The following is a 25,316-nucleotide window of genomic DNA, read 5'->3' as shown; positions in this document are numbered from 1 at the left end:
CCGTGCTACCCCATCCCCTTACTACCCGTACGGCCAGGCGCTTGCGCCTGCAGGTGCTGCGTGGCCGTGTCGGCCTTGGCCTGGTGGCCGGGCTTTCGGTGCTGGCAGGCATGACCGACGCCATTGGCCTGCTGGCCCTGGGCGACTTCGTATCGTTCATGAGCGGTAATACCACGCGCCTGGCGGTGGCGATCAGCCAGGCTGACATGGCCCTGGTGCTGCGCCTGAGCGGCGCTTTGCTGGGCTTTGTCGCGGGTAACACGTTGGGGGTAGTGCTGGCGCGCGGCTTCCGTCGCCGGGCCTGGCCCGTGCTGGTGGTCGTGGCGGCGTTGCTGGCTTGCGCCGCAGCGTGGCCACTGGCGGCCACCTTCCCGGCATTGCTGGCCGCGACCCTGGCCATGGGCATGATCAACGCAGTCGTCGAGCAAGTGAACGGCCTGCCCATCGGCCTGACCTACGTCACCGGTGCACTGTCACGCTTCGGCCGCGGCCTCGGGCGCTGGTTGCTGGGCGAGCGGCGCCACGGCTGGCGGGTGCAACTGGTGCCGTGGGCAGGGATGCTGCTGGGCGCCGCGCTGGGCGCCTGGCTGCAACACCACCTGGGCCTGCAGGCACTGGCCGGCAGTTGCGTGCTGGCGTGCCTGCTGGCCCTGGTGTCGCGGTTCATTCCACGTGCCTGGCAGCGTGGCTACATGCCGCGCTGATCAATCGATGCGCGGGTGCTGCTGGACCAACAACTTGCGCTTGGCCTCGAGCTCGGCGATCTGCTCGTCGATGTCCTCGATCTTCTGCTCGATGTTGTCGTGGTGTTCCTGCAGCAGCTCGCGCGCCTCGTCGATGTCCGATGCCGCCGGTGCGGCACCGCGCAGCGGTTTGTTGGCGGTTTCCTTCATGGTCAGGCCGGTCACCAGGCCCACCGCGGCGATCACCATCAGGTAGTAGGCGGGCATGTACAGGTTGCCGCTGCTTTCCACCAGCCAGGCGGCGATGGTGGGGGTCAGGCCGGCGATCAGCACGGAAATGTTGAAGGCACTGGCCAGTGCGCTGTAGCGGATGTGAGTGGGGAACATCGCCGGCAACGTCGACGCCATGACACCGATGAAGAAGTTCAGCAGCACCGCAATGATCAGCAGCCCCGAGAAGATCAACCCCAGCACACCACTGTTGATCAGCATGAACGCCGGAATGGCCAGGGCGAACAGCCCGATACTGCCGACCACGATAAACGGGCGACGGCCGAACTTGTCGCTCAGCAGGCCGATGATGGGCTGCACGAACAGCATGCCGACCATGATCGCGATGATGATCAGTACGCCATGGTCCTCGCTGTAGTGCAGGTTGTGCGAGAGGTAGCTGGGCATGTAGGTCAACAGCATGTAGTAGGTGACGTTGGTGGCGATCACCACGCCAATGCAGGTCACCAGGCTACGCCAGTGCTTGGTCGCCACTTCCTTGAACGACACCTTGGGCCCCGACGCCAGGCCCTCGCGGTCACCCTGCTCCATCTTGTCGACGTGCTGCTGGAACGCGGGGGTTTCCTCCAGGGCGTTACGCAGGTAGAGGCCGATGATGCCCAGCGGCAAGGCCAGGAAGAACGGCAGGCGCCAGCCCCACTCAAGGAACCTTTCTTCGCCAAGCACCGTGGAAATCAGCACCACTACCCCGGCGCCCAGCACGAAGCCGGCGATCGAGCCGAAGTCCAGCCAGCTGCCAAGGAAGCCGCGCTTGCGGTCAGGCGCATACTCGGCCACGAAGATCGAGGCGCCGGTGTACTCGCCGCCCACCGAGAAGCCCTGGGCCATTTTCGCCAGCAACAGCAGTATCGGCGCCCATATGCCGATACTGGCATAGGACGGTATCAAGCCAATGGCAAAGGTGCTAAGGGACATGATGACGATGGTGGCGGCAAGGATTTTCTGCCGGCCGAACTTGTCGCCGAGGGCGCCGAAGAACAGCCCGCCCAGGGGGCGAATGAGGAATGGCACCGAAAAGGTGGCCAACGCCGCGATCATTTGCACACTGGGGTCGGCGTTGGGGAAGAACACCTTGCCCAATGCATAGGCGACGAAGCCATAGACACCGAAGTCGAACCACTCCATGGCGTTACCCAGTGCAGCGGCGGTGATCGCCTTCTTCATCTTGGCATCGTCGACGATCGTGATGTCCTTGAGGCCAATAGGTTTGACGCTTTTCCTGCGAGATTTCATGCCTGTATCCCTGTCGATCAATGCTCTATGGCATCTGATACAACGGGACACAAAATAATTCAGCGCTTAATGAATTTTTGTAGGGAATTGCGCTGGGGGCGGGTAAGCCCGCCCCCAGGCCAGGGGAGCTGCTTTGCTGCTCAAATGCCTTCGCGGGCCAGGTCCATGGCGAAGTAGGTCAGGATCAGGTCGGCACCGGCGCGCTTGATAGCGCCAATGCTTTCGCGCACCACGCGGCCTTCGTCGATGGCACCGGCAAGGCCACCGAACTTGATCATCGCGTACTCACCGCTGACCTGGTACGCCGCCAGCGGCAGGCGCGAGGCCGCACGAATGTCGGCGATCACGTCAAGGTAGGCACCGGCCGGCTTGACCATCAGCACGTCTGCACCTTCCTGCTCGTCAAGCAGCGATTCACGCACGGCCTCGCGGCGGTTCATCGGGTTCATCTGGTAGCTCTTGCGGTCACCTTTGAGCGCAGTGCCGCCTGCTTCGCGGAACGGGCCGTACAGCGACGAGGCGAACTTGGTCGAATAGGCCATGATCGCAGTGTCGTGGAAGCCTGCACCGTCCAGCGCGCTACGAATGGCCTGGACCTGGCCGTCCATCGCCGCCGAAGGTGCGATGAAGTCGGCACCGGCAGCGGCGGCGATCACCGCCTGCTTGCCCAGGTTGACCAAGGTGGCGTCGTTGTCCACGCCGTGGTCATGCAGCACGCCGCAGTGCCCGTGGCTGGTGTATTCGCAGAAACAGGTATCGGACATCACCACCATTTCCGGCACGGTGTCCTTGCAGATACGCGACATGCGCGCCACCAGGCCGTTTTCGTTCCAGGTGTCGCTGCCAACCGCATCCAGGTGGTGAGACACACCGAAGGTCATCACCGATTTGATACCGGCGCGGGCATAGCGCTCGATTTCCTGGGCCAGCCGCTTCTCAGGGATGCGGTTCACGCCGGGCATGCTGCTGATGGGCACGAAGTCGTCGATGCCTTCTTCCACGAAGATCGGCAGGATCAGGTCTTCAAGGCGGAATTCGGTTTCCTGGAATACGGTGCGCAGGGACTCGTTCTGGCGCAGGCGGCGAGGACGAACGGAGGGGAATTGGTTGGACATGACTGCTCCAGGGAATTTGAACGGCGTATACCTTATGCCTGTCAGGGGCCAGTGAAAAGGCCGGATGACGAGATATTGTCCTGCATCAAAGGTAATGGCCGCGCAGGGCACTGGCTGAGCCGGTGTTGCCCGCTTCGGGGGGGAACCTGCGAAGCGGGCTGCACCGGCAGCACATCATTGCAGCCAGGGCGGTGTCGGCTCCTCGGCCTTGGCCGGGCCGTTATCCGCCTCGGCACGCGCTGCCCGGCGCCGGGCCTCGTCCAAGCGGGCGGCGTCGATTTCCCGCATCACCCCGCCAACGTCGGCCTCATGCTCGTCGTCCTGGAATACCCCGGTCAACACGGTATCAGGCAGCAACTTGCCAGCCTCGTACAACGCCCACATTTCCTGGGCATAGCGCGTGCTCTTCAGCTCTGGGGCAAAGCGCCCGAAGTAGTGGGCCATGTTGTCCACGTCACGCTGCAGCATGCTGAATGCGTGGTTGTTGGCGGCGGCGTCCACTGCCTGCGGCAGGTCGATGATCACCGGCCCGTCCGGGCCGAGCAGCACATTGAATTCGGACAGGTCGCCATGGACCAGCCCGGCACACAGCATCAGCACGATCTGGCGAATGACGAAGGCATGGAACACCCGCGCCTCCTCGGCCTCCAGGTGCACGTCGTTGAGCCGGGGGGCGGCATCGCCATCGGCGTCGGTCACCAGCTCCATCAGCAACACGCCGTCCTGGAAGTCATAGGGCTTGGGCACCCGGACCCCGGCGCCGGCCAGGCGGAACAGTGCCGCCACTTCGGCGTTCTGCCAGGCGTCCTCGGCCTCTTTGCGGCCGTACTTGCTGCCCTTGGCCATGGCCCGGGCCTGGCGGCTATTGCGCACCTTGCGGCCTTCCTGGTATTCGGCGGCCTGGCGGAAACTGCGCTTGTTGGCTTCTTTATAGACCTTGGCGCAGCGCACCTGGCTACCGCAACGCACCACGTACACGGCGGCTTCCTTGCCACTCATCAACGGCCGCAGTACTTCGTCGACGAGGCCGTCTTCGATCAGGGGTTCGATTCTTTTGGGTGTCTTCATCAGGCTGCGTTCGGGGTCCTGGCTGTGTTGACGGACATCCTCTCACAGCCTGCTGCGACATGCTCGTCTGTCTTCGCAATGGGTGAACCCAGGTGGGTTGTGGCAAGATGAATTTTTCTTAAATCGCCGGTTGTCTATTCTTTGGCACAATCGAGTCTCCATTAGATGCCCAGGAACCAGCATGCCTCGCGTACTGACCATCGAAGACGACGCCGTCACCGGCCAGGAAATCGTCGCCGAACTTACCAGCCATGGCCTTGAGGTGGAGTGGGCCGACAATGGTCGTGAAGGCCTGGCCAAGGCCATTGCCGGCGGTTACGACCTGATCACCCTGGACCGCATGCTGCCCGAGGTCGATGGCCTGACCATCGTCACGACCCTGCGCAACCTCAAGATCGCCACGCCGATCCTGATGATCAGCGCCCTCTCCGACGTCGATGAGCGGGTGCGCGGCCTGCGCGCCGGCGGTGACGACTACCTGACCAAGCCGTTCGCCTCCGACGAAATGGCCGCCCGGGTCGAGGTGCTGCTGCGCCGCAACAGCGTGCCGATGACCCAGACCCGCCTGCAGGTCGCCGACCTGCAACTGGACCTGATCAGCCACGAAGCGCGCCGCGGCGACAACACCCTCAACCTGCTGCCCACCGAGTACAAACTGCTGGAGTACCTGATGCGCCACAGCGGCCAGGTCATTACGCGGATGATGATTTTCGAGGAAGTGTGGGGTTACCACTTCGACCCGGGTACCAACCTGATCGACGTGCATATCGGCCGCCTGCGCAAGAAAATCGACTCACCCGGCCAGTCGCCGCTGATCCGTACGGTGCGGGGCTCCGGCTATGCCATTGCTGAACCCGTCTAAAGGCTGGAGTTCGTCCACCAGCCGGCTGCTGGCACTGTACAGTTTTCTGTTCGTGGCCTGGAGCAGCATCCTCATGGGGGTGCTGTACTTCGAGGTTTCCAGCTACCTGAACAAGCTCACCCGCCATTCCATGCTGCAGCGTCAGCACCTGTTCGCGCACATGAGCGGCAAGCAGCTGGACGACGCCCTGATCGCCAGCCAGGCTTTCGAGGAACGCAGCTTCGATGCCTATGGCCTGTTCGATGCACAACTCAACCCGCTGGGCGGCAGTGTTCGTGCCCTGCCCCCTGGGCTGCGGCTGGACGGCAAGATCCATGAGCTGAAGCGCTGCCTGGACGCCGATGATCCGCGCATGCCCCGCGACAGCTGCGATGCAGTGGCCATCAAGGTGCAGGATGGGCGCTGGCTGGTGCTGTTCCGCGATAACGGCTCATTGTTCGTCGTCACACGGATCATTCTCGATGCCTTGCTCTGGGGTATCTCGTTCACCCTGATCCCCGGGTTCGCCGGCTGGTACCTGCTGCGCCGCCGCCCCCTGAAACGCATCCGGGCCATTCAGGCCCAGGCCGAGCTGATTGTCGCCGGCGACCTCACGCACCGCCTACCGCTGTCGGCCCGGCGCGACGAACTGGACATGCTGGCCGCCATCGTCAATGCCATGCTTGACCGCATCGAGCGGCTGATGCACGAGGTCAAGGGCGTGTGCGACAACATTGCCCACGACCTGCGCACCCCACTGACCCGCCTGCGCGCCCAGCTGTACCGCATACGCCAGCAAAGCGACAACGATTCCGCGCAAGCCGAGGCACTGGACCAGGCCATCGGCGAAACCGACACCCTCATGGCGCGTTTTCGTGGGTTGTTGCGCATCAGCGAACTGGAAGACCGCCAACGCCGTGCCGGCTTCGTGCAGCTTGACCCGCATGATTTGCTGGTAGAGCTGCACGACTTCTACCTGCCGTTGGCCGAAGATGGCGGCATTCACCTGGAGCTGCACCAGCCGGGGCGTTTGCCGGCGTTGCACGGCGACCGCGAGCTGTTGTTCGAGGCGCTGGCCAACCTGGTAGGTAACGCGATCAAGTTCACCCCGGAAGGTGGGCAGGTGCGCGTGGCCGCCACCCAGGACGATACCGGCGTCCACGTGGCCATCGAAGACAGCGGGCCGGGTATTCCGGCAGAAGAACGCACGGCGGTACTGAAGCGGTTCTACCGCAGTGATGAAGGCCACCGCCACGCCGGGTTCGGCCTGGGGCTATCAATCGTTGCGGCGATCGTCGACCTGCATGGGTTCGGCCTGGAAATTGGCGAGAGCCCTTTGGGTGGGGCCAAGCTGGTACTGCATTGCCCATTGGCCGGGCTGGCCAAATAACCATCGGGGCTGCTTTGCAGCCCATCGCGACACAAGGCCGCGCTGTAAGAGCAACTGTCTTTCTCAAAAATTTGAAAAGCCTGCGCGATTCATTGCGGGAGCGGGCTTGCCCGCGAAGCAGGCGACGCGGTGTCTGGCACCGGCTGCGCCGGTGTTCGCGGGCAAGCCCGCTCCTACAGGGCCTGCGCTGGCTTGGAGTTGCCGCCGTACTTGCAGGAGCAACTGTCTTTCTCAAAATTTGAAAAGCCTGCGCGATTCACCTGTGGGAGCGGGCAAGCCCGCGAAGCAGTCGACGCGGAATCTGGCACCGGCTGCGCCGGTGTTCGCGGGCATGCCCGCTCCCACAGGGGGTCTGCGCTGGCTTGGAGTTGCCGCCGTACTTGCAGGAGCAACTGTCTTTCTCAAAATTTGAAAAGCCTGCGCGATTCACCTTGTGGGAGCGGGCAAGCTCGCGAAGCAGGCGACGCGGTATCTGGCACCGGCTTTGCCGGTGTTCGCGGGCACGCCCGCTCCCACAGGGGGTCTGCGCTGGCTTGGAGTTGCCGCCGTACCTGCAGGAGCAACTGTCTTTCTCAAAATTTGAAAAGCCTGCGCGATTCACCTGTGGGAGCGGGCAAGCCCGCGAAGCAGGCGACGCGGTGTCTGGCACCGGCTTTGCCGGTGTTCGCGGGCACGCCCGCTCACAGGGGGTCTGCGCTGGCTTGGAGTTGCCGCCGTACCTGCAGAAGCAACTGTCTTTCTCAAAAATTTGAAAAGCCTGCGCGATTCACCTGTGGGAGCGGACAAGCCCGCGAAGCAGGCGACGCGGTGTCTGGCACCGGCTTTGCCGGTGTTCGCGGGCACGCCCGCTCCCACAGGGGGTCTGCGCTGGCTTGGAGTTGCCGCCGTACTTGCAGGAGCAACTGTCTTTCTCAAAATTTGAAAAGCCTGCGAGATTCATTCTCAAAATTTGAAAAGCCTGCGAGATTCATTGTGGGAGCGGGCATGCCCGCGAAGCAGGCGACGCGGTGCCTGGCACCGGCTGCGCCGGTGTTCGCGGGCACGCCCGCTCCCACAAGAACCGTGTAGTCTTCGAGTCCTGCATTGCGGCCTTGTGTCGCGATGGGCCGCAAAGCGGCCCCCATTGCATCGATCAGTCAGCCAGGCGCCAGGTAGTGGCACCCTTGCTGTCTTCCAACACGACGCCCATGGCGGTCAGCTGGTCGCGAATGCGGTCGGACTCGGCCCAGTTCTTGTCTGCCCGCGCCTGCAGGCGCGCCTGGATCAAGCCCTCGACCTCGGCCGCATCGACCTTGCCTTCGGCGCCCGCACGCAGGAAGTCATCGGCGTCCAGCTGCAGCACACCCAGCACATCACCCAGCTCCCGCAGGCGACCGGCCAGGCCGGCAGCAGCGTCTACATCACTGTCGCGCAGGCGGTTGATCTCACGCACCAGGTCGAACAGCACAGCGCAGGCCTCGGGGGTGCCAAAGTCGTCATTCATCGCCACGCTGAAGCGCTCGACAAAGGCCTCGCCGCCCGTGGCCGCCACGCGCGGCAGGCCGCGCAAGGCATGGTAGAAGCGCTCCAGGGCGCCCTTGGCGTCGCGCAGGCTGTCTTCCGAGTAGTTGATGGCACTGCGGTAGTGGCTGGCCACCAGCAGGTAGCGAACCACCTCCGGGTGGTACTTCTCGAGCACATCACGGATGGTGAAGAAGTTGTTCAACGACTTCGACATCTTCTCGCCATTGATACGGATCATGCCGCAGTGCATCCAGGCGTTGGCGTACTGCTTGCCGGTGGCCGCCTCGCTCTGGGCAATCTCGTTCTCGTGGTGCGGGAACTCCAGGTCGCTGCCGCCACCATGAATGTCGAAGCTCTCACCCAGGCAGCAGGTGGACATCACCGAGCACTCGATGTGCCAGCCCGGACGGCCCGGGCCCCATGGCGACTCCCAGCTTGGCTCGCCCGGCTTGACGCCCTTCCACAGCACGAAATCGAGCGGGTCTTGCTTGGCCTCGTCGACCTCGATGCGGGCGCCGATGCGCAGGTCTTCGATCTTCTTGCGCGACAGCTTGCCGTAGCCCACGAACTTGCCGACGCGGTAGTACACGTCGCCATTGCCCGGCGCGTAGGCATACCCCTTGTCGATCAGGGTCTGGATCATCGCGTGCATGCCGGCGATATGGTCGGTGGCACGCGGTTCCTGGTCTGGCGGCAGGATGTTCAGGCGGCGCTCGTCTTCGTGCATCGCGTCGATCATGCGCGCCGTGAGGGCGTCGAAGCTTTCGCCGTTCTCGTTGGCCCGGTTGATGATCTTGTCATCGATGTCGGTGATATTGCGCACGTAGGTCAGTTCGTAACCGCTCTTGCGCAGCCAGCGGGTGACCAGGTCGAACGCCACCATGCTGCGGCCGTGGCCCAGGTGGCAGTAGTCGTACACGGTCATGCCGCAAACGTACATGCGCACCTTGTTGCCATCCAGCGGCTTGAAGGTTTCCTTGGCTTTGGTCAGGGTGTTGTAGATGGTTAGCACGGCGGTTCCTCAGCTGCCCCAGGAGTCACGCAGGGTGACGGTGCGGTTGAACACCGGGCGGCCCGGCTGGCTGTCTTTCAGGTCGGCGCAGAAGTAGCCTTCGCGCTCGAACTGGAAGCGGTCCTCGGGCTGCGCCTGGGCCAACGACGGCTCGGCACGGCAACCGCTGAGCACTTGCAGCGAGTCGGGGTTGATGTTGTCGAGGAAGCTGCCGCCCTCTTCGGTCTTTTCCGGGTTGGCCGAGCGGAACAGGCGATCGTACAGGCGCACTTCGCACTCGACGCTGCCTTCGGCCGGCACCCAGTGGATCACGCCTTTGACCTTGCGGCCTTCCGGGTTCTTGCCCAGGGTGTCCGGGTCGTACGAGCAATGCAGCTCGACGATGTTGCCGTCGGCGTCCTTGATGGCTTCGTCGGCACGGATCACGTAGCTGCCCCGCAGGCGCACCTCACCGGCTGGCTCGAGGCGCTTGTAGCCCTTGGGCGGGGTTTCCATGAAGTCGTCGCGGTCGATGTACAGCTCGCGGGAGAACGGCAGCACACGCACGCCCATGTCTTCCTTCGGGTGGCGTGGCAGCTCCAGTTGCTCGACCTGGCCCTGCGGGTAGTTGGTAATGACCACCTTCAGCGGGCGCAGCACGCACATGGCACGCGGTGCGGTGCGGTCCAGGTCGTCACGGATGCTGAACTCGAGCATCGACATGTCGACCACGCCGTCGGACCGGTTGGTGCCGATCATTTCGCAGAAGTTGCGGATCGAGGCCGGGGTGTAGCCACGGCGGCGGAAGCCGGACAAGGTCGACATGCGCGGATCGTCCCAGGCGTCGACGTGCTTTTCGTCCACCAACTGCTTGAGCTTGCGCTTGGAGGTGATGGTGTAGTTGAGGTTCAGCCGGCTGAACTCGTACTGGCGCGGGTGTGCCGGCACGGGCAGGTTATCGAGGAACCAGTCGTACAGCGGGCGGTGGCCTTCGAACTCCAGGGTGCAGATCGAGTGGGTGATGCCCTCGATGGCGTCCGACTGGCCATGGGTGAAGTCGTAGTTGGGGTAGATGCACCACTTGTCACCGGTCTGGTGATGGTGGGCATGGCGGATGCGGTACAGGATCGGGTCGCGCAGGTTCATGTTCGGCGAGGCCATGTCGATCTTGGCCCGCAGCACGCGCTCACCGTCCTGGAATTCACCGGCTTTCATACGGGCGAACAGGTCGAGGTTTTCTTCCACGCTGCGGTCGCGGAACGGGCTGTTCTTGCCTGGTTCCTTGAGGTTGCCGCGGTATTCCTTGGCCTGCTCGGGGGTGAGGTCGCAGACATAGGCCTTGCCGCGCTTGATCAGCTCGACCGCCCAGTCGTGCAACTGGTCGAAGTAGTCGGAGGCATACCGCACATCACCGGCCCAGTCGAAACCCAGCCATTTCACGTCGCGCTGGATGGCGTCGATGTACTCCTGGTCTTCCTTGGCCGGGTTGGTGTCGTCGAAACGCAAGTGACAGGCGCCACCGAATTCCTTGGCCAGGCCAAAGTTGACGCAGATCGACTTGGCGTGACCAATGTGCAGGTAGCCATTGGGCTCCGGCGGGAAGCGGGTGACGATGCTGCTGTGCTTGCCCGAATCCAGGTCGGCCTGGATGATCGGCCGCAGGAAGTTCGCAGGGACAGCGGGGGCGCCTTTGGCAGCGGCGTTGGGCGCGTTGTCGGCAGTGGGCTTGCTCATAGGATCCTTGAATGCACGTGTCCGGCCTGGGTAGGCCGATTGAATCAAAGGGCCTATCATAGCCGAAGCAGTCAAGCTGCCGACAGTCGGGCCCGGATAAACTGGCGTGATTTATCACGGCTTTTTGCCGCGGCGTGGCAAAATGGCCGGTGCGCACCATGTGTCGCGAGCGCCCGAGTCTGCGTCAGGTGTAAGCACGCGCCCTGCGCGCCCTCATTCCCGTATGCCTTGAAAGAGCGAATTTCAGCATGTCCAAAGTCAAACTGAGCACCAACCACGGCGATATCGTCCTGCAACTGAACGCCGAAAAAGCTCCGCAAACTGTTGAGAACTTCGTTCAATACGTCAAAGACGGCCATTTCGACAACACCGTGTTCCACCGTGTAATCAAAGGTTTCATGATCCAGGGCGGCGGCTTCGAGCCTGGCATGACCCAGAAGAAAACCCGCGCCAGCATCCAGAACGAAGCTGACAACGGCCTGAAGAACACCAAGTACAGCATCGCCATGGCCCGTACCATGGAGCCGCACTCTGCCTCGGCCCAGTTCTTCATCAACGCTGCCGACAACGACTTCCTCAACCACAGCGGCAAGAACGTGCAGGGCTGGGGCTACGCGGTGTTCGGTGAAGTGATCGAAGGCCGTGAAGTGGTCGATGCCATCGAGAAAGTCGCCACCGGTTCCAAAGCCGGCCACCAGGACGTGCCGAAAGACGACGTGGTCATCGAGAAAGCCGAGATCATTGAGTGATTCTGCTGATCTCTGATCTGCACCTGCAAGAAGAACGCCCGGACATTACCCGGGCGTTTCTTGATCTGCTCGATGGCCGCGCGCGCCACGCCCAGGCGCTGTACATTCTTGGCGATTTCTTCGAGGCCTGGATAGGCGACGATGCCATGACGCCGTTCCAGCAGTCGATCTGCCGTGCCCTGCGGCAGCTGGGCGACAGCGGCACGGCCATCTACCTGATGCATGGCAACCGTGACTTCCTGCTTGGCCAGCGCTTCTGCGAGGCGGCCGGCTGCACGTTGCTCGACGACCCCTGCGTGATCGAGCTGGGCGGTGAGCAGGTATTGCTGATGCACGGCGACACCTTGTGCACCCGCGACGTGGGCTACATGAAAATGCGCCGCCTGCTGCGCAACCCGCTGAGCCTGTGGTTTCTGCGCCACCTGCCGCTGTCGGCTCGCTACAGACTGGCACGCAAGCTGCGCAGCGAAAGCCGCACCCAGGGGCGGATGAAATCCACTGAAATCGTCGACGTCACGCCAGAGGAAGTGCCCAAGGTAATGGCGGCGCATGGCGTGCGTACCCTGGTGCATGGCCATACCCATCGGCCAGCGATTCACAAGCTGGTCGTGGACGGCCAACCGGCCCGGCGCATCGTGCTGGGCGACTGGGACCGCCGGGGCTGGGCCTTGCAGGTTGACGAGCAAGGGTTTCAGCTGGCGCCGTTCGACTTTTCCTGAAGGCAACGTCGCCGGCGAGCCGGCCCCCAATTCCCACCAGGCCTTCAATACGGTGGGGAGCTTGTGGGCGCTGGCTCGCCGGCAATCGAGCCAAACTGCCTTAGTGCTGTGCCACTGCGCCCTTGTCGGCTTCACTGATCACCACTTCGCGGTACTGCGGGTCAGCCTTGATCTGCGCCTCGGTAAAGGGAATTACCGCCAGCTGCTTGGCCGCGAAGGCCTTGGTCTGATCGCTGGCGTGTGCCGATGCCGCCTCGCTGGACTGCGAAAACGCCAGTAACCCGCGGGCCTCTGGCCCCTTGTCGGTGAAACTGACCAATTGCAGATAACTGGTACCACTGACCACCAGGCGCTTGCCCTGCCCGTGCGGCACACTGTACATCGCGTTGTACACGCCCAAGGCCTGCGGGCCGCCCGGCACCGGCGTGCCATCGAGTGCCTGCTGCACCTGCCCCCACTTCACCTGTGGCGCCATACCGCTCCCGGCCACCTGCTGCAGTGAGGCCAGTGCCGCCTCGTGCAACTGTTTGCGCACGGCCGCCTGCTCCACGGCCAGCCCGCGCGGAGTGTGTTGCGGATCGGTCGGGTCGAACGCAACCCGCCAGCTGTCCGGGTGCTCAGCCAAGGCGGTGAGCAGGTTGTGGAAATGCACCAGGCCCACGCCGCTCTCGAGGTCGGCCTTGCCATCCCAGTTCGCCAGGCTGGTGCATAGGGCCTGCACGTCTGCACTGGCGCCCTGGCACCATTGCAGCAAGTCGGGCAGCACCAGGCTGGCCAGGTAGACTTCGTCGTCGGTGACCATGCGCTGCAGGTCATCGACACCCAACCGCGCTTTGCCCTGCAAACGCTGCAGGGCAAAGCGGCCGCGCATGCCCAGCGGCTGGTCACTGCGGCTGACCAGCGGCGAAAACCCGGTCAGGGGCTGCGCCGGGTTGGCCAGCCAGGCCGGGTCGTTGGAGTTTTGCACGTAATCCTCGCGCTCAAGGCTTGGCAGCAGCCTTGCCGGGAAAATACCCGGTTGCGCCGCCTGGGCATCGACCTTCCACTGGCAGGCGCTGCGTGAGCCGTCCAACACCACCAGGCTGCCCGGCGCTTGCGGGTTGCTGCAAGTGTCGAGCATCTGCTGGTCCACATAAGGCACCACTGACTGGTTCAGGTACAAGGCCCTGCCCGCCTGGTCCACCGCAATGGTGTTGACCCACGGGATACCCTGCAATTGCTCGACCGAGCCGCGCAGGGCCGCCAGGCTTTCAGCGCGGTTGATCTGGTTCCACTGCTGCAGCACGCGGGTATTGTCCAGGTTGGCGTCACGCAGGCTGTAGGCCGCATGCGTGTCCCAGTCCAGGCGGCCAGGCCATTGCACCACCGGACCGAACTGCGAGCTGTACACCTCACGCTGTACCTGGCTCAGTTGCCCATCCTCACCTTTGACTGCCACGCTGACGGTTTGCCGGGCCAGCGGCAATGACTTGCCGTCGAGCAGGTAACGGGTCGGGTCCTTGGGATCGAGCTGCAGGCGATACAGGGTGAAGTGCGTGGAGGTATCGACGGTATGGGTCCACGCCAGGTGCTGGTTGAAACCGATATTGATCAGCGGCAGGCCTGGCAGCGCCGCGCCCATGACATTCAGCTGGCCGGGGATGGTCAAGTGCATCTGGTAGAAGCGCATACCACCCATCCACGGGAAATGCGGGTTGGCCAGCAACAGGCCATGGCCATTGGCCGAGCGCTGGGCACCCACCGCCACGGCATTGCTGCCACGCTCCGTGGCAAACCGCGCCTGCCGGGCCAGGGCGGTGGCATAGCCAGCGGCCGCGAGCTGGCTGCCGGCCCCTGGCGGTTGCGCCCCCGCCAGTGCCTCCATGAACTGCCCAACCCCGCCTTCGGCCAGCAAGCGGCGGGTCAGCTTGACCAGGTCCTGGCTGCTGATCGGCCGCACCCACTCACCCGTTCCGCACTCGGCAGGCAAGCCCTGGCGGCGGCGCTCGGCCAGCGCGCGGTTATAGCCACTGGCATAACCGGCCAGCAGTGCCTGTACCGGCGCCGGCTGCGCCTGGAGAAACGCGTCGACAGCGGCCGGGCTGTTGAGCCAGGTGAAGAACAGGTCGCTGCTGAGGTTGTCGCGTTGCTCCAAGGTCTTGCCCGTGGCGCCGAAGTACCGGGAGCGCTCGCCATTGACGGTCAACACTTCGTTGGCCAGCAGGCACAGGTTGTCCTGGGCGTAGGCATAGCCGACACCGTAGCCCAGGCCGCGCTCGTCCCTGGCCACGATGTGCGGCACGCCGAAGCTGGTGCGGCGGATCTGGGCGCTGGCGTCGGCTGCTGCAGGTTGCGCCGGCGCAGTGGCACTCCAGGCCACCAGGGCGGCCGCCAGGCTGGCGCAGGTCATGGGACGGGACAGTGAAAACACGGGCATTCCTCGGGTTCGCGGGTTATCCCGTTCAGACGAATGGCCAGATGAAAATTTTACGTTTTACAGGGCGATGGAACGTCTTGATGAAAAACAGCCATTTTTTTAACGCGTGCGTTGCAGTTTTTGCGATCTCATTCGTCCTAGTAAGTGAGGCAACCACATTTCGGGTTCGTCCACGAAAAGGAGCATTCACATGTACAACCCGCAACCCTCATTACTGGCTGGGCGCGCCCCAGGCAAGGCGCCCAAGGGACAGGACGCATTTGCTGACGAGCGCACCGGCAACGAGCAGATCCGCGAATTGCTGCGCACCTTCGGCCTGCGCACCAGCTTGATCCGCCTGAAGGTGATCGACGCTCTGCACGCCGCCGACCGCAATGGCCGCAGCATTGGCGTGCGTGGCGTGCACGCGCAACTGGAGCAACTGGATATTCCGCTGTCGTTCCTCAGCGTGCGCGAAGTGCTCAAGCGCCTGTGCAGCGAGGGGGTGATCCAGCTGGGCAGCGACAAGTGCTACAGCCTTGCCCCGCAGGCGCGCGCCATACTGGAACAAGCGCCCGCGCGCTGAGCGCCTGGCCGGCCAGGCTTGGCCGGCCCGCGCAGGTCAAGGCTTGACCTTGCGCCGCAGGATGCCATTGATCACCACCACCACCACGGCAATGGCGATGGCCAGCATCTGGAACGTCTGTTCACTGATAGTGCCCTGCTTCTGCAGGTGGGACAGGCCCAGCATCAGGCCCAGTACGACCAGTATGATCAGAAGTGAATATTTGAGGCGCTGCACGTGTGTCATCGAAGGTTCCTTGCAACATCAGGGGCAAATGGCTCGCAATGAGCCGCGGCAATGATACAACGGGCACCGGCCCCGGCGCTGCATTTCCTGCTGGGTCAGGCGGTGACAGCCTGAAAGCATGAAACCTCCAAGCACCCATGCCGGAGGCACCGTGTACAAACCCTTGCTCCTCACTTCGCTGTTTTTCTCCCCCGTCTACGTTCACGCCCTGGATACCCAGCAGGTACCCGCCGAGCACCTGCTGGAGCTGGGCCGCGAGCTCGCGACCCACGCCGGCACCAGCCAGTGGCAGCAACTGTGGCAACGGGTACGCCAGGCCGGCTACCTGGGCGGGGACAACAGGCCGCTGAACTTCACCGTGCCCACCACCCGCCTCCCCCACCTGGCCCGGGAAACCTTGGCCCAGGCCGACCAGGTGCAAGCCGTACACCAGACCCAGGCCTTGTACCGGCGCAGCTTTGACGGGCAGGTGATCGGCCAGCGCGATGGGCAGCCCCTGTACACCCTGTGCCTGCTGGTGGATTGGCGAACGTTGCCTGCAAGCATGCGAACGGCGCCCCAAGCCTACCTGCACAGCGCCAGCTTGCTGAGCAGTTTCCCCTGCGACTAAGGGTTCAGCACCCTTTCGTTGAGAACGGCAGTGAGCGAGCGAGAAATCACCCTATGCAGCCTATCAGCAACGCCATTTCCTACATGCGCGGATATTGCTGCCTGCAAAACCTGTTCACCGAAGCTACAGCCGCCAACCCATATGCCGCCTAGCGACACGCCTCGGCTGTCGCACAGAATTTGCTCACACCCTCCGACATAACGCCACGGGTGATCGGGTCGCAAATCCCTTATCCCGAAGGAGCGCCACATGCAAACGCCAGACTTGAGCCAGATCGATATCAGCCAATTGCCCCACTCGTTGCAGGCACTGATCACCTGCATCGGCATCGACAACGCCTACCAGCTGACCTGCGCGTTCGGCGGCAGGCCCAAATACATCCCCAAGCACCGCGAGCGCACCAAGCTCGCCGACGTACTCCCGCCCGAAGCGCTCGATGCGCTGATCAAGCGCTTTGCCGGGGTAGCCCTGGAGATCCCCAAGGCGGACCACTTCCTGCGCCAACTGCGTAACCAGCAAATCCAGAAAGAAAGCGCCAATGGCCTGTCCCGCAGCCTGCTGGCCAACAAGTACGGCCTGAGCCTGCGCCAAATCGGCAACATCCGCCGCCAGGAGGCGTGCGCCCGCTGAACCCCCTGCCGCCCAGAGCACCCTCGGCGGCCCCAACCCACTAGAAAGAGCATCCCACTATGTCGATAGACAACAGCCTCATTGGCTCGGTCATCAATGCCCTGCCCATGGATCGCATGATCGCCGGCCCCCTGCAAGCCATGGTCCAGGCGCAGGTTACCGCGAGTAAATCGTACGCCGACTTCCTGATGCAGGTCTGCATCCAGAACGGCAAGGCCGTAGCCATCCAGTTCGACTATGACGAAACCATCGTCGACGAACAGGGCGAATACAAAGGTGTGGTCAGCAAGACCATGAAGGTGCCGCTGCTGGCGGCCATCACCCACCCGAACATTACCATCGAGGAGGGTAATGTCGAGTTCGAGCTGGTCATCAACCAGATGTCGGAGGACGTGACCAGCAAGGACATGAACGCCACCGCCAGCGGCTCGCTCGGCTGGGGGCCGTTCAAGCTCAACGTCAGGGGCAGCGTCAGCCACAAATCCACGCAAACCCGCAAGACCGATACCCGCGCCCGTTATGCATTCAATACCACACTCAAACGCCAGGAGCCGCCGGAAGCAGTCATGCGCTTGATCGAGTTCCTCACCGACGCTGCGACCAAACCTACGGTGGTCAAAAACGCCGCCCTGGAAAGCCCAGACCAGATCTCGCAGCGCGATACCCTCAAGAACCCGGCAGCCGACACACCGGGGCTCAAGGTGGAAAACGACAAAGCACCCGGCGCTGCAAACAAACCCACGGACAAAGCTGACAAAAAAGGTTGAACCAAACCTTGATGTTTTTCGCTCACTTCCGCTTGGCCCCTTGATGAGCAACAAGGGGCCATTCTGGCCTGAGGAACCCACGCAATGGACAAGGCCCCCGCGCCCATGACTTCAATCGACCTGCGCGAGATCACTCGCGGCCTGCAAGAAGCCGCCAGTGCCACCAACAGCCTGATCGCGCAGCAGTACATCAACCTGTTCGACCAGTTCTTCGAGTGTGACAGCGAAGCGTTGGGCGCCCCCATGAAAGCCAAGATGGTGGAAGTGGCCATGGACGGCCAGCACATCATGCGTGTACCGCTGTTCGCCCTGGTGTCGCCCAAAGGCCTGGCGCTGGAGCGCATGCAGGTTGACCTGTCGGTGCGTGTCAAAGGCACCGAGGCACAGCCGGCTTTACTACCCACCAGCGAGAACAAGGCTGCCAGCTTCAAGGTCACCATCGGTGGCCAGGGTCGCCAAGGCGACAGCCGAGACCCTGACGAAGTGCAGATCCGCATGCAGTTCCAGGCCAGTGAGCCGCCTGAAGCGCTGAACCGGCTGATCGAGGAGTACACCAGCCTGATCACCCCGGTACGCGCCCCCACCCCGCCACCCTCACACGACAGCAATGAGTTCATCGACGCGGCCACCGTCCGTTGACGGCGCCGCCGCGTTCAACCTAGAAGTCGCGCTTGTAGAAGATATCCAGGGAGCTGGCCAAACCGCTGGCCGCCTCCAGGTAGACCTTCTTGCTCAACTTGTAACGCAAAGCGATGGTGTTCGCTGGCTCGAACACCCCTACCCCGTAACGAAGGCTCAGCTTCTCGGTGAGGTTGCCACTGGCGACCACGCTGGTGGTATTGCCCGAGCCTTCGGTATCCAGCTGGAAGTCGTCGATGCCCAGGCTGGAGGCCAGGCTACCGGTGATACCGGCGCTGCCTGCCAGGCCGAGGCCCAGTGCCGCTTCGGCGAGCATGTTGTTGTCCTCGCCGGAGGTGCCCAATGGCCGCCCCAGCACCAGATAGGACAAGGCCTGCTCCTGGCTCATGGCCGGCTCCGAAAACACCTGGCTGGTCGGCTGTTCGGCACTGCCACTCAAGCGAATACCGGCAATCACATCGTCTACCTTGCGGATGGCTTCGATGTCCAGGTAAGGCTGGTCGATCGGCCCGGCGAACAGCAGGCGCGCGCGGCGGATGGTCAGGCGCTGGCCGTAGGCGCGGTAGCGACCGTCTGCCAGGCTCAACTCACCGCGGGTGTCGAGGTTGTCACCGATGTGCACATGGCCAAGCAGGTTGGCGGTAAGGCCAAAGCCGGTGAACGACAGCTTGTCCTGGCCCACTTCGACGTCAATGTCCATGGCCATCGCCATGGGTGGCTTGCCCTCCTCGGTCTGGCGGCCAACGATGACGGTATCGTCCGAGACCTTGACAGTAGAGGGCGGTAATTCGCGCACGGTGATCTTGCCTTTGGGCACCAGCACTTTGCCGGTGACCGCCAGTTTGTCGTCGATCAAACGCAAGGTCAGGTCCGGGGCGACCTCCAGCGTGGCGTAGGGCTCCACCGTGATCGGCAGTTGCTGGCCTTGCAAGCGCACGTCCATGCCCAGCGCCTGGCCCCAGGTGAGGTTGCCGCTCAACTGCCCGCGCCCTGCTTCGCCACTGCGCCAATTGCCTTCCAGGCGCACCTGCTCACCGGCGATCTGCGCCTGCACAGACAGTGCCTGCAGGCTGGCTGGCAGCTCCGCGCCGCTGACTTCGCCGCCACTGAGCGCCAAGTTGCCGTTGACCTGCGGTGCCAGCAAGGTACCCGAGAGCTGGCCGCTGCCATTGAGCTGGCCGGCCAACCGCTCGACCATCGGCACGAAGGGCCGGGCCACCGAGAGGTCCAGGCCCGCCAGGCGGAAATCACCCGACAGCGGCTTGTTCTTGCCCAGCGGGTCGAGCCGGGTGTTGACGTTCAGCTCACCCAGCCGCTCGCCACGGAATACCAGGCGCGTGTCGATACGCCGCGGTGCCAGGGTACTGTCCAGGCGCAGGGCCTGATACGGGAAGTCGATCCAGCGGCCTTTGTCGCGCACGCGCAGGGTGCCGCCACTGGCATCGACCACCACGCTACCCTTGGGGCCACTGGCCGGTATATCCAGGCTGATGTCGGCGTTCAGCAGCCCCTGCCAGGCGAAGTCCTTGGGCAGCCACTGCGCCAGGCTGCCCAGCGGGAACTGCTTGAGGTGGTAGCGCAAGCGCGGCTCCGGCGCCAGGCGTTGGTCATCGCCACACAGGCTTGCCTGGCCAGAGCGCCAGCAGTGGGCACCGAAATCGAGCTGGCCGTTGGCCAGCCGCTGCAACCGCGCCGGGGCCTGCAACTGCCAGTCCTGGCCACCGGCCTGGACTCGGCCACTGGCCAGTCGCCCACGCCAGTCGCCCTTGCTCAACTGGCCATCCAGCCCCAGGTCAAGCTTGAGCTGCGGGCCGTCCAGGGCCAGGTTCAGGGCCTGCTGGCGAATGTCACCCTTGCCGCTGGCCTGCAGCGTGCCCAGTGCCGTGTCACCCAGGTGAATGCCGGTGGCCTTGAGCTCGACCACCCCACGCTGGGCGCTGTCGAGCTTGGCATCCAGGTTCAGTTGTTGCAGGCGGTTCTCAGCCTGTGCCAGGCGCTGGCCCTGCAACGTCAGGGTGCCTTGCGGCGCCTGCAGCGTGCCGGCGACATCCACGCGCCCCTTGACCTGGCCTTGCAGCCGGGGCCACAGCTGGCCCAGGCGGGGCAAGTCGAGGTCGATGCGCCCGGCCAGGCGCTGCTGCAGACTGCCACTGCCATTGATCCGGTTGTCCCCCAGCTGGATCGCCAACGCACCCAGTGTCCAGCGCTGCCCGGCCCCTTGTGCCTCGGCCTTGAACACAGCCGGCTGGCCGCGCAAGCGCCCCTTGAGGTCAAGCTGGGCATCCAGGCTCAGCACGTCATCCTTCAGCTCGCCTTTGGTACGCAATGGCCCCGCCAGGGTGCCAGGCAGCTCGGCCAGCCAGTAGGCCGGGTCGAGTGCAGACAGTTGCAAGTCGACATCCCACGCCAGGGTATCGGCAAAGCGCACTGCAACACTGCCGGCAGCCTTGCCCTGGCCGGCGGTGAGCGCCAGTTGTGGCAGCCTGACCTGATCCAGGTCGCCTTCGAAAGGGCTGGCCAGGGTGAACGCCCCCGCCGGGCCGTCAAGATCACCGGCAAAGGTCCCCTGATACTTGCCATCACGGTAATGCACACGGGTATTGAAGCGTTTGAGGGTAACCTGTGGCGGCGTTTCCAGCGGATACAGGCGCAGCCAGGGAAAATCCTGCCAGTCCAGCTGAGCATCGGCGGTCAGGCCTTGCTGCCAGTCTGCCGTGGCTTGCAGCTTGACGCGCTGGGTGTCGCTGGCGGTAAGGTCGAGGGCATCGAGCCTGGCCCCCTTGCTGTCGACCAGGCCGGACAACGCCAGGGCGATCGGCGATTGTTCTGCGGGCAGGTTGGCGGTACCCGACAGCTGGTAGCCCTTGAGCAGGTCGCCCTTGGCTGCCAGGTCGAGCTGGTTCAACTGCAAGGTGTCAGGCAAGGAAGCGGTCGGCTTGAACGCTTCGGAACGGATCTGCAGCGTCGCAGGCAGGTGCTCGGCCAGGGCCTGCAGCGTGCCGCTCAACGTGGCGTCCAGGTAGCCGCTGCTGGCTCCCGTGAGGTTCAAGGTCTTTTGCAGTTCACCCTCGGCGTTCAGCACCAGCTGCCAGGGTTTGCCACCTACAGCCGGCAGCTGCAGTTGCGCCTGCAGCGTTGTCGGCCAGTCGCCTTCGGGCTGAATATGGCCTTGCAGGTTCAGCAGCAGGTCGTCGCGCTGCAGGTGCAGGCTGTCGATCTGCATCCCGCCGCGGGTCCAGTGCGCTGCAAGCTGCACGTCGCCCAGCAGGTCACTGCCGTCCAGGCGCAGCTGCCCGACCTTCACCTCGCCCAGTTCGATGGCCACCGGCAGGCGCAGTGCCGGCAATTGCAGGGGGCCGCTGTCGGCCGGCTCGGTGCTTGGGGCAAAGGCCATGTCGATGCGCTGTGCCTGCAAGCGGTCGATGCACAGGGTGGCGCGCAGCAGGCAGGCAGGCGACCAGGCCAACTGCGGGGCCTGCAGCTCGACCTTGCTGCCGGCGTCGGCCCAGCTTACCCGGCTGGCTTGCCAGCTGCCCCCCAGGCGGCCCTGGAAGTCGGTGACCTGCAAACCGGGAACCTTGCCCAGCGCCCAGCGGCTGCCGGCCTCGGTACCCAGCAGCAAGCCGAGGGCCAGGCCCAGGCCCGCCAGCAGTCCAGCCAGGCCCAGCAGGGTATATCTGATTACGCGTTTCACAACTCGGGCCCCATGGAAAAGTGCAGGCGAATGCCACCGTCGTCATCCAGCGCCTTGGCCAGGTCCAGGCGCAGCGGCCCCACTGGCGACACCCAGCGCACACCAAAACCGACCCCGGTTTTCAGGCTGGGCAATTCCAGGTCGTTGAACGAGTTGCCTTGGTCGACGAATGTGGCAAGCCGCCACTTCTCGGTCAGCGAGTACTGGTACTCGACACTGCCGGCCACCAGGTAACGCCCGCCAATACGGTCACCGTCGCTGTTTTCGGGCGACAGGGTCTGGTAGTCATAACCGCGCACGCTCTGGTCGCCGCCGGCGAAGAAGCGCAGCGACGGCGGGATATTGTTCTTGAAACCGTTGGTCGCGCTGCCGCCGAACTGCACGCGGCCAAGCAAGCGGTGGTTGTGGCCCAGGGTGGTCAGGCCCTTGAGCAGCACGTTGCCGTGCAGCAGGTTGGTGTCCGACACCAGCCCTTCCTTGGCCACCTGCACATCGAATTGCAGGCGGTAGCCATTGTGCGGGTCGATGCGGTTGTCACTGCGCAGGAACGAGTAGCTAACGCCGGGCATCAGCAGGTTGCTCAATCCGCTGTCGTCGCCCAGGCGGTACTCTTCGCGTTGGTATTTCAGCGAGATGACCCGTTGCCAACCGCTGGGCAGCTTGCTGTGCCATTCGGGGCCCACCGTCAGCAGCTTGCTGAGGGTGTCGGTACCGGCAAGCTCTTCATTCTGATAGCCGCCGGCAAAGCGCAATTTGTCGGTCAACGGCGGATCGAGGGGAATGTCGTACCACAAACCGACGTTCTGCCGCGGCGCCGACAGCTCGGTTTCCCAGCCATAGCTGTGACCTTGGGGGTTGACCCAGTGGCGGGTCCAGTTGGCCTTGCCGCGCGGCCCGACATCGGTGGAGTACCCCAGGCCCAGCCCCATGGTGCGGGGTTTGCGGGTTTCCAGGCGCACGTCCACCGGTATCTCTTCACCCACCGCGGCGGTGGGCGCCGCATCCACCCGTACCCCTTCGAAATAACCGCTCGACTGCAGATCGTTGTTCAGTTCGGCGATCAGCTCCGAGTCGTACGGGGTACCTGGCTTGAACGGCACCATGCGCTGCAGCAGGTCTTCGTCCAGCGGCGTGTCGCCGCCAAAGGTGACTGCGCCAAGGCGGTAGCGCGGGCCACTCTGGTAGACCAGTTCGATATCGGCCACCCCGGCCTGCGGGTCCACCGCCAGGCGCTGGCGGCTGAAGCGCCCGCTGAAGAAGCCGTAACGCGACGCCTGGTTCTGGATCAGGCGCTTGGCATCCTCGTAGGTACCGTGGTTGAGCTGTTCACCCGGGCGCAGCGCCCGGCTGTCGGGTACCCGAAAGGCCTTCATGTCACTGGCCGGGCCCTCGATGCGCACCGTGACGTTGCGCAGCCGAATCGGCTCGCCCGGGTTGATGCTGAGGATCAACTGCGCAGAGTGCTCGGCATCGCTGGCAGGCTTGACCTCGCTGTCGATCTGCGCCTGATAGTAGCCAAGTGCCTGCGCGGCTTTGCGCGCCTGCTCCTCTGCACCACGACTGAAGCGCAACAGTGCTTCTTCATCGCGGTCACCCAGTGAGCCTATATAGCCTTCGACATTGGCCTTGAGCGCCTTGTTGGCCGGTTTCACCTGCACCAGCAACTCGCTCTGGCCCCATGCTGCAAAACTGGCGGCCCAGATAACCAAGCCCCAGGTCAATCTTCCTGAATACGTCATGCGGCGAATGCTACCAGACCCGAACGCTCAAGGGAGCCGCCTTGCGGCCTGTTCAGGCTAAAGCGGATGTCGAAGCCACCGGGTTTGGGTGAAAGAATACCCGTTCCCGGATCGGCCCTATGGCCACCTCACCAATTTCCTCGTAACCCTGGCGCTGGTAAAACGCCAGATAGTGCTCATTGCCCGTGTCCAGCACCACGCCTTGGGTGCCGGGGTCGTCGGCGCACCAGTCATGCACAGCTTGTAACAATTGTTCGCCGTACTGCTTGCCTTGAAACTGCGGGTGCACCCCCAGCAGTGGCAGCACATGCACCTGATCACTGGGCAGGCAGGTCGACAAAGCGGCCTGGTAGTCCATGTAGCGCCGCGTGCAGCGCAGGCCGGTGCCGAGCATCATGCGCAGGCGCCAGGCCCAACTGTCCGCCACACCCAAGCGGCGCAGCGGCGGCACGATCAGGGCCACGGCCACCAGGCGATCGTCCACCAGCAAGCCGATCGCAGGCAGTTGCAGGTAGAAGTGCTGGCGTACCCATTCACGCACCATCACCCGCAGGCGCCGTTCATAGCCTGGGCGCTGGGCTTCGAAGATATAGGCAAAAGTGGGTTCGTGCCGGTAGGCGTTGTACAGCAGGGAACGTACCTCGCGGCTGTAACCATCATCGAGCAGGCAGACACGGGCCGGAGCGGCTGTGGTTTCGGGCATTGCGGGCAGACCTCCTGGAATGGGCGTTCAGAGCCTTGGAGGTTGCGCTCCGCGCTTCGTTCCACCCTTACAGCACGTTAGCAGCAGCCCTCCTGCCCCGCCACGCTGGTGATCGCCGGCGATGTCCGCTAGCATCGCGCCTTTTACCGGGATTGTCTTTCCATGAAGATCGTCTGTTTCAACATCAACGGCCTGCGAGCCCGCCCGCACCAGCTGGCAGCGCTGATCGAAAAGCACCAACCAGACGTGATCGGCCTGCAGGAAACCAAGGTCAGCGACGAGCAGTTCCCGTTGGCCGACGTGCAGGCGCTGGGTTACCACGTGCACTACCACGGGCAGAAGGGCCACTACGGCGTCGCCCTGCTCTCGCGCCAGGCGCCGCTCAGCCTGCACAAAGGCTTTGCCGGCGATGAAGAAGACGCCCAGCGCCGCTTCATCTGGGGCACCTTCGCCGACGCCCAGGGCAACCCGATCACCATCATGAACGGCTACTTCCCCCAAGGCGAAAGCCGCGACCACCCCACCAAGTTTCCGGCCAAGCAGCGCTTCTACAGCGACCTGCAGGCACTGCTGGAAGGCCAGTTCCGCAACGACCAGCCAGTGCTGGTGATGGGCGACATGAACATCTCGCCGCAGGACTGCGACATCGGCATTGGCCCGGACAATGCCAAGCGCTGGCTGAAGACCGGCAAGTGCAGTTTCCTGCCGGAAGAGCGCGAATGGATGGAGCGCTTGAAAGGCTGGGGCCTGGTAGACAGTTTCCGCCACCTGTACCCGGACGTGAACGACCGTTTCAGCTGGTTCGATTACCGCAGCCGCGGCTTTGAAGACGAGCCCAAGCGCGGCCTGCGCATCGACCTGATCATGGCCTCGCACGCGCTGGTGCCGCGGATCAAGGCAGCAGGCGTGGATTATGAACTGCGCGGGATGGAAAAGCCGTCCGATCATGCACCGATCTGGCTTGAGTTGAGCTGACCGTGTGAGCGCAACATGCCTGCCGGGGCGGCTCGA

At 63.8% G+C, this 25,316-nt stretch carries 21 protein-coding genes; 11 read left to right on the top strand and 10 right to left on the bottom strand.

Annotation, left to right across the window (positions count from 1 at the left end):
• Positions 1-2: 2 nt before the first annotated feature.
• Positions 3-704, top strand: coding sequence for a YoaK family protein (locus DMX12_RS02195; protein ID WP_110675986.1), 702 nt, complete (start codon positions 3-5; stop codon positions 702-704).
• Here the strand turns inward: DMX12_RS02195 and proP are convergent, their stop codons facing one another.
• The 3 genes from proP to DMX12_RS02180 all read right to left on the bottom strand — a co-directional run bounded on the left by proP (position 705) and on the right by DMX12_RS02180 (position 4,390).
• Positions 705-2,207 carry a glycine betaine/L-proline transporter ProP gene (proP, locus tag DMX12_RS02190; protein ID WP_009682151.1) on the bottom strand — a complete coding sequence of 501 codons (1,503 nt, stop codon included), beginning with the start codon at positions 2,205-2,207 and terminating at the stop codon, positions 705-707.
• A gap of 140 nt (positions 2,208-2,347) precedes the next feature.
• Complete coding sequence (hemB, locus tag DMX12_RS02185) at positions 2,348-3,322, bottom strand: porphobilinogen synthase (protein ID WP_029887703.1); 975 nt, start codon at positions 3,320-3,322, stop codon at positions 2,348-2,350.
• Positions 3,323-3,496: 174 nt separating this feature from the next.
• Complete coding sequence (locus DMX12_RS02180; protein ID WP_110675985.1) at positions 3,497-4,390, bottom strand: PA4780 family RIO1-like protein kinase; 894 nt, start codon at positions 4,388-4,390, stop codon at positions 3,497-3,499.
• Between the two features lie 181 nt (positions 4,391-4,571).
• On the opposite strand from DMX12_RS02180, the gene DMX12_RS02175 reads away from it, so the two are divergent.
• Both DMX12_RS02175 and DMX12_RS02170 read left to right on the top strand, forming a co-directional pair.
• On the top strand, positions 4,572-5,252 hold the full coding sequence (locus DMX12_RS02175; protein ID WP_047149773.1) for a response regulator transcription factor: 681 nt from the start codon (positions 4,572-4,574) through the stop codon (positions 5,250-5,252).
• On the top strand, positions 5,230-6,621 hold the full coding sequence (locus DMX12_RS02170) for a HAMP domain-containing sensor histidine kinase (RefSeq protein WP_110675982.1): 1,392 nt from the start codon (positions 5,230-5,232) through the stop codon (positions 6,619-6,621). Before DMX12_RS02175 ends, DMX12_RS02170 begins: the two co-directional genes overlap by 23 nt.
• A 1,132-nt stretch (positions 6,622-7,753) precedes the next feature.
• On the opposite strand, the gene cysS is transcribed toward DMX12_RS02170, so the two are convergent.
• Both cysS and DMX12_RS02145 read right to left on the bottom strand, forming a co-directional pair.
• On the bottom strand, positions 7,754-9,136 hold the full coding sequence (gene cysS / locus DMX12_RS02150) for a cysteine--tRNA ligase (RefSeq protein WP_110675980.1): 1,383 nt from the start codon (positions 9,134-9,136) through the stop codon (positions 7,754-7,756).
• Positions 9,137-9,145: 9 nt separating this feature from the next.
• Positions 9,146-10,849 carry a glutamine--tRNA ligase/YqeY domain fusion protein gene (locus tag DMX12_RS02145; protein WP_009682158.1) on the bottom strand — a complete coding sequence of 568 codons (1,704 nt, stop codon included), beginning with the start codon at positions 10,847-10,849 and terminating at the stop codon, positions 9,146-9,148.
• Between the two features lie 248 nt (positions 10,850-11,097).
• Here DMX12_RS02145 and DMX12_RS02140 point away from each other — a divergent pair, with 248 nt between their 5' ends.
• Positions 11,098-11,598, top strand: coding sequence for a peptidylprolyl isomerase (locus tag DMX12_RS02140; RefSeq protein WP_110675979.1), 501 nt, complete (start codon positions 11,098-11,100; stop codon positions 11,596-11,598).
• A complete protein-coding gene (locus DMX12_RS02135) occupies positions 11,595-12,317 on the top strand; it encodes a UDP-2,3-diacylglucosamine diphosphatase (RefSeq protein ID WP_110675977.1) in 723 nt (240 codons plus the stop codon). The genes DMX12_RS02140 and DMX12_RS02135 overlap by 4 nt, the downstream gene beginning before the upstream one ends.
• A gap of 100 nt (positions 12,318-12,417) precedes the next feature.
• On the opposite strand, the gene DMX12_RS02130 is transcribed toward DMX12_RS02135, so the two are convergent.
• On the bottom strand, positions 12,418-14,727 hold the full coding sequence (locus DMX12_RS02130; protein ID WP_110675975.1) for an acylase: 2,310 nt from the start codon (positions 14,725-14,727) through the stop codon (positions 12,418-12,420).
• A 196-nt stretch (positions 14,728-14,923) separates the two neighbouring features.
• On the opposite strand from DMX12_RS02130, the gene DMX12_RS02125 reads away from it, so the two are divergent.
• Positions 14,924-15,298 (top strand): hypothetical protein, encoded by a 375-nt coding sequence (locus tag DMX12_RS02125; RefSeq protein WP_009682163.1) that lies wholly within the window; start codon positions 14,924-14,926, stop codon positions 15,296-15,298.
• Positions 15,299-15,334: 36 nt separating this feature from the next.
• Here DMX12_RS02125 and DMX12_RS02120 read toward each other — a convergent pair whose 3' ends face one another.
• The gene (locus DMX12_RS02120) at positions 15,335-15,523 is read right to left on the bottom strand and encodes a hypothetical protein (RefSeq protein WP_003248064.1); all 189 of its coding nucleotides are present in this window, start codon (positions 15,521-15,523) and stop codon (positions 15,335-15,337) included.
• Between the two features lie 151 nt (positions 15,524-15,674).
• Here DMX12_RS02120 and DMX12_RS02115 point away from each other — a divergent pair, with 151 nt between their 5' ends.
• The 4 genes from DMX12_RS02115 to DMX12_RS02100 all read left to right on the top strand — a co-directional run bounded on the left by DMX12_RS02115 (position 15,675) and on the right by DMX12_RS02100 (position 18,169).
• A complete protein-coding gene (locus tag DMX12_RS02115; protein WP_110675973.1) occupies positions 15,675-16,133 on the top strand; it encodes a hypothetical protein in 459 nt (152 codons plus the stop codon).
• Between the two features lie 249 nt (positions 16,134-16,382).
• The gene (locus DMX12_RS02110; protein WP_029884845.1) at positions 16,383-16,763 is read left to right on the top strand and encodes a Mor transcription activator family protein; all 381 of its coding nucleotides are present in this window, start codon (positions 16,383-16,385) and stop codon (positions 16,761-16,763) included.
• Between the two features lie 59 nt (positions 16,764-16,822).
• A complete protein-coding gene (locus DMX12_RS02105) occupies positions 16,823-17,530 on the top strand; it encodes a DUF2589 domain-containing protein (protein ID WP_054913514.1) in 708 nt (235 codons plus the stop codon).
• An 84-nt stretch (positions 17,531-17,614) separates the two neighbouring features.
• Positions 17,615-18,169 (top strand): DUF2589 domain-containing protein, encoded by a 555-nt coding sequence (locus DMX12_RS02100; protein WP_110675971.1) that lies wholly within the window; start codon positions 17,615-17,617, stop codon positions 18,167-18,169.
• 19 nt (positions 18,170-18,188) lie between these two features.
• On the opposite strand, the gene DMX12_RS02095 is transcribed toward DMX12_RS02100, so the two are convergent.
• Genes DMX12_RS02095 through DMX12_RS02085 form a run of 3 tightly spaced genes read right to left on the bottom strand, consistent with a single transcriptional unit; the run spans position 18,189 to position 24,305 of the window.
• On the bottom strand, positions 18,189-21,863 hold the full coding sequence (locus DMX12_RS02095) for a translocation/assembly module TamB domain-containing protein (RefSeq protein ID WP_110675969.1): 3,675 nt from the start codon (positions 21,861-21,863) through the stop codon (positions 18,189-18,191).
• Entirely contained in the window at positions 21,860-23,602 is a 1,743-nt protein-coding gene (locus tag DMX12_RS02090) for an autotransporter assembly complex family protein (protein ID WP_110675968.1), read from the bottom strand. The genes DMX12_RS02095 and DMX12_RS02090 overlap by 4 nt, the downstream gene beginning before the upstream one ends.
• A gap of 52 nt (positions 23,603-23,654) precedes the next feature.
• On the bottom strand, positions 23,655-24,305 hold the full coding sequence (locus DMX12_RS02085) for an N-acetyltransferase (protein WP_110675966.1): 651 nt from the start codon (positions 24,303-24,305) through the stop codon (positions 23,655-23,657).
• A 162-nt stretch (positions 24,306-24,467) separates the two neighbouring features.
• On the opposite strand from DMX12_RS02085, the gene xthA reads away from it, so the two are divergent.
• Positions 24,468-25,280, top strand: coding sequence for an exodeoxyribonuclease III (gene xthA, locus DMX12_RS02080; RefSeq protein WP_110675964.1), 813 nt, complete (start codon positions 24,468-24,470; stop codon positions 25,278-25,280).
• The last annotated feature ends 36 nt before the right edge of the window (positions 25,281-25,316 follow it).

Origin of the sequence: Pseudomonas sp. MB-090624 (assembly GCF_003205245.1) — a bacterium.
Taxonomy (GTDB): domain Bacteria; phylum Pseudomonadota; class Gammaproteobacteria; order Pseudomonadales; family Pseudomonadaceae; genus Aquipseudomonas; species Aquipseudomonas juntendi.
The sequence above is the reverse complement of the archived record's forward strand: the minus strand, read 5'-3'. Positions and strand labels throughout refer to the sequence as shown.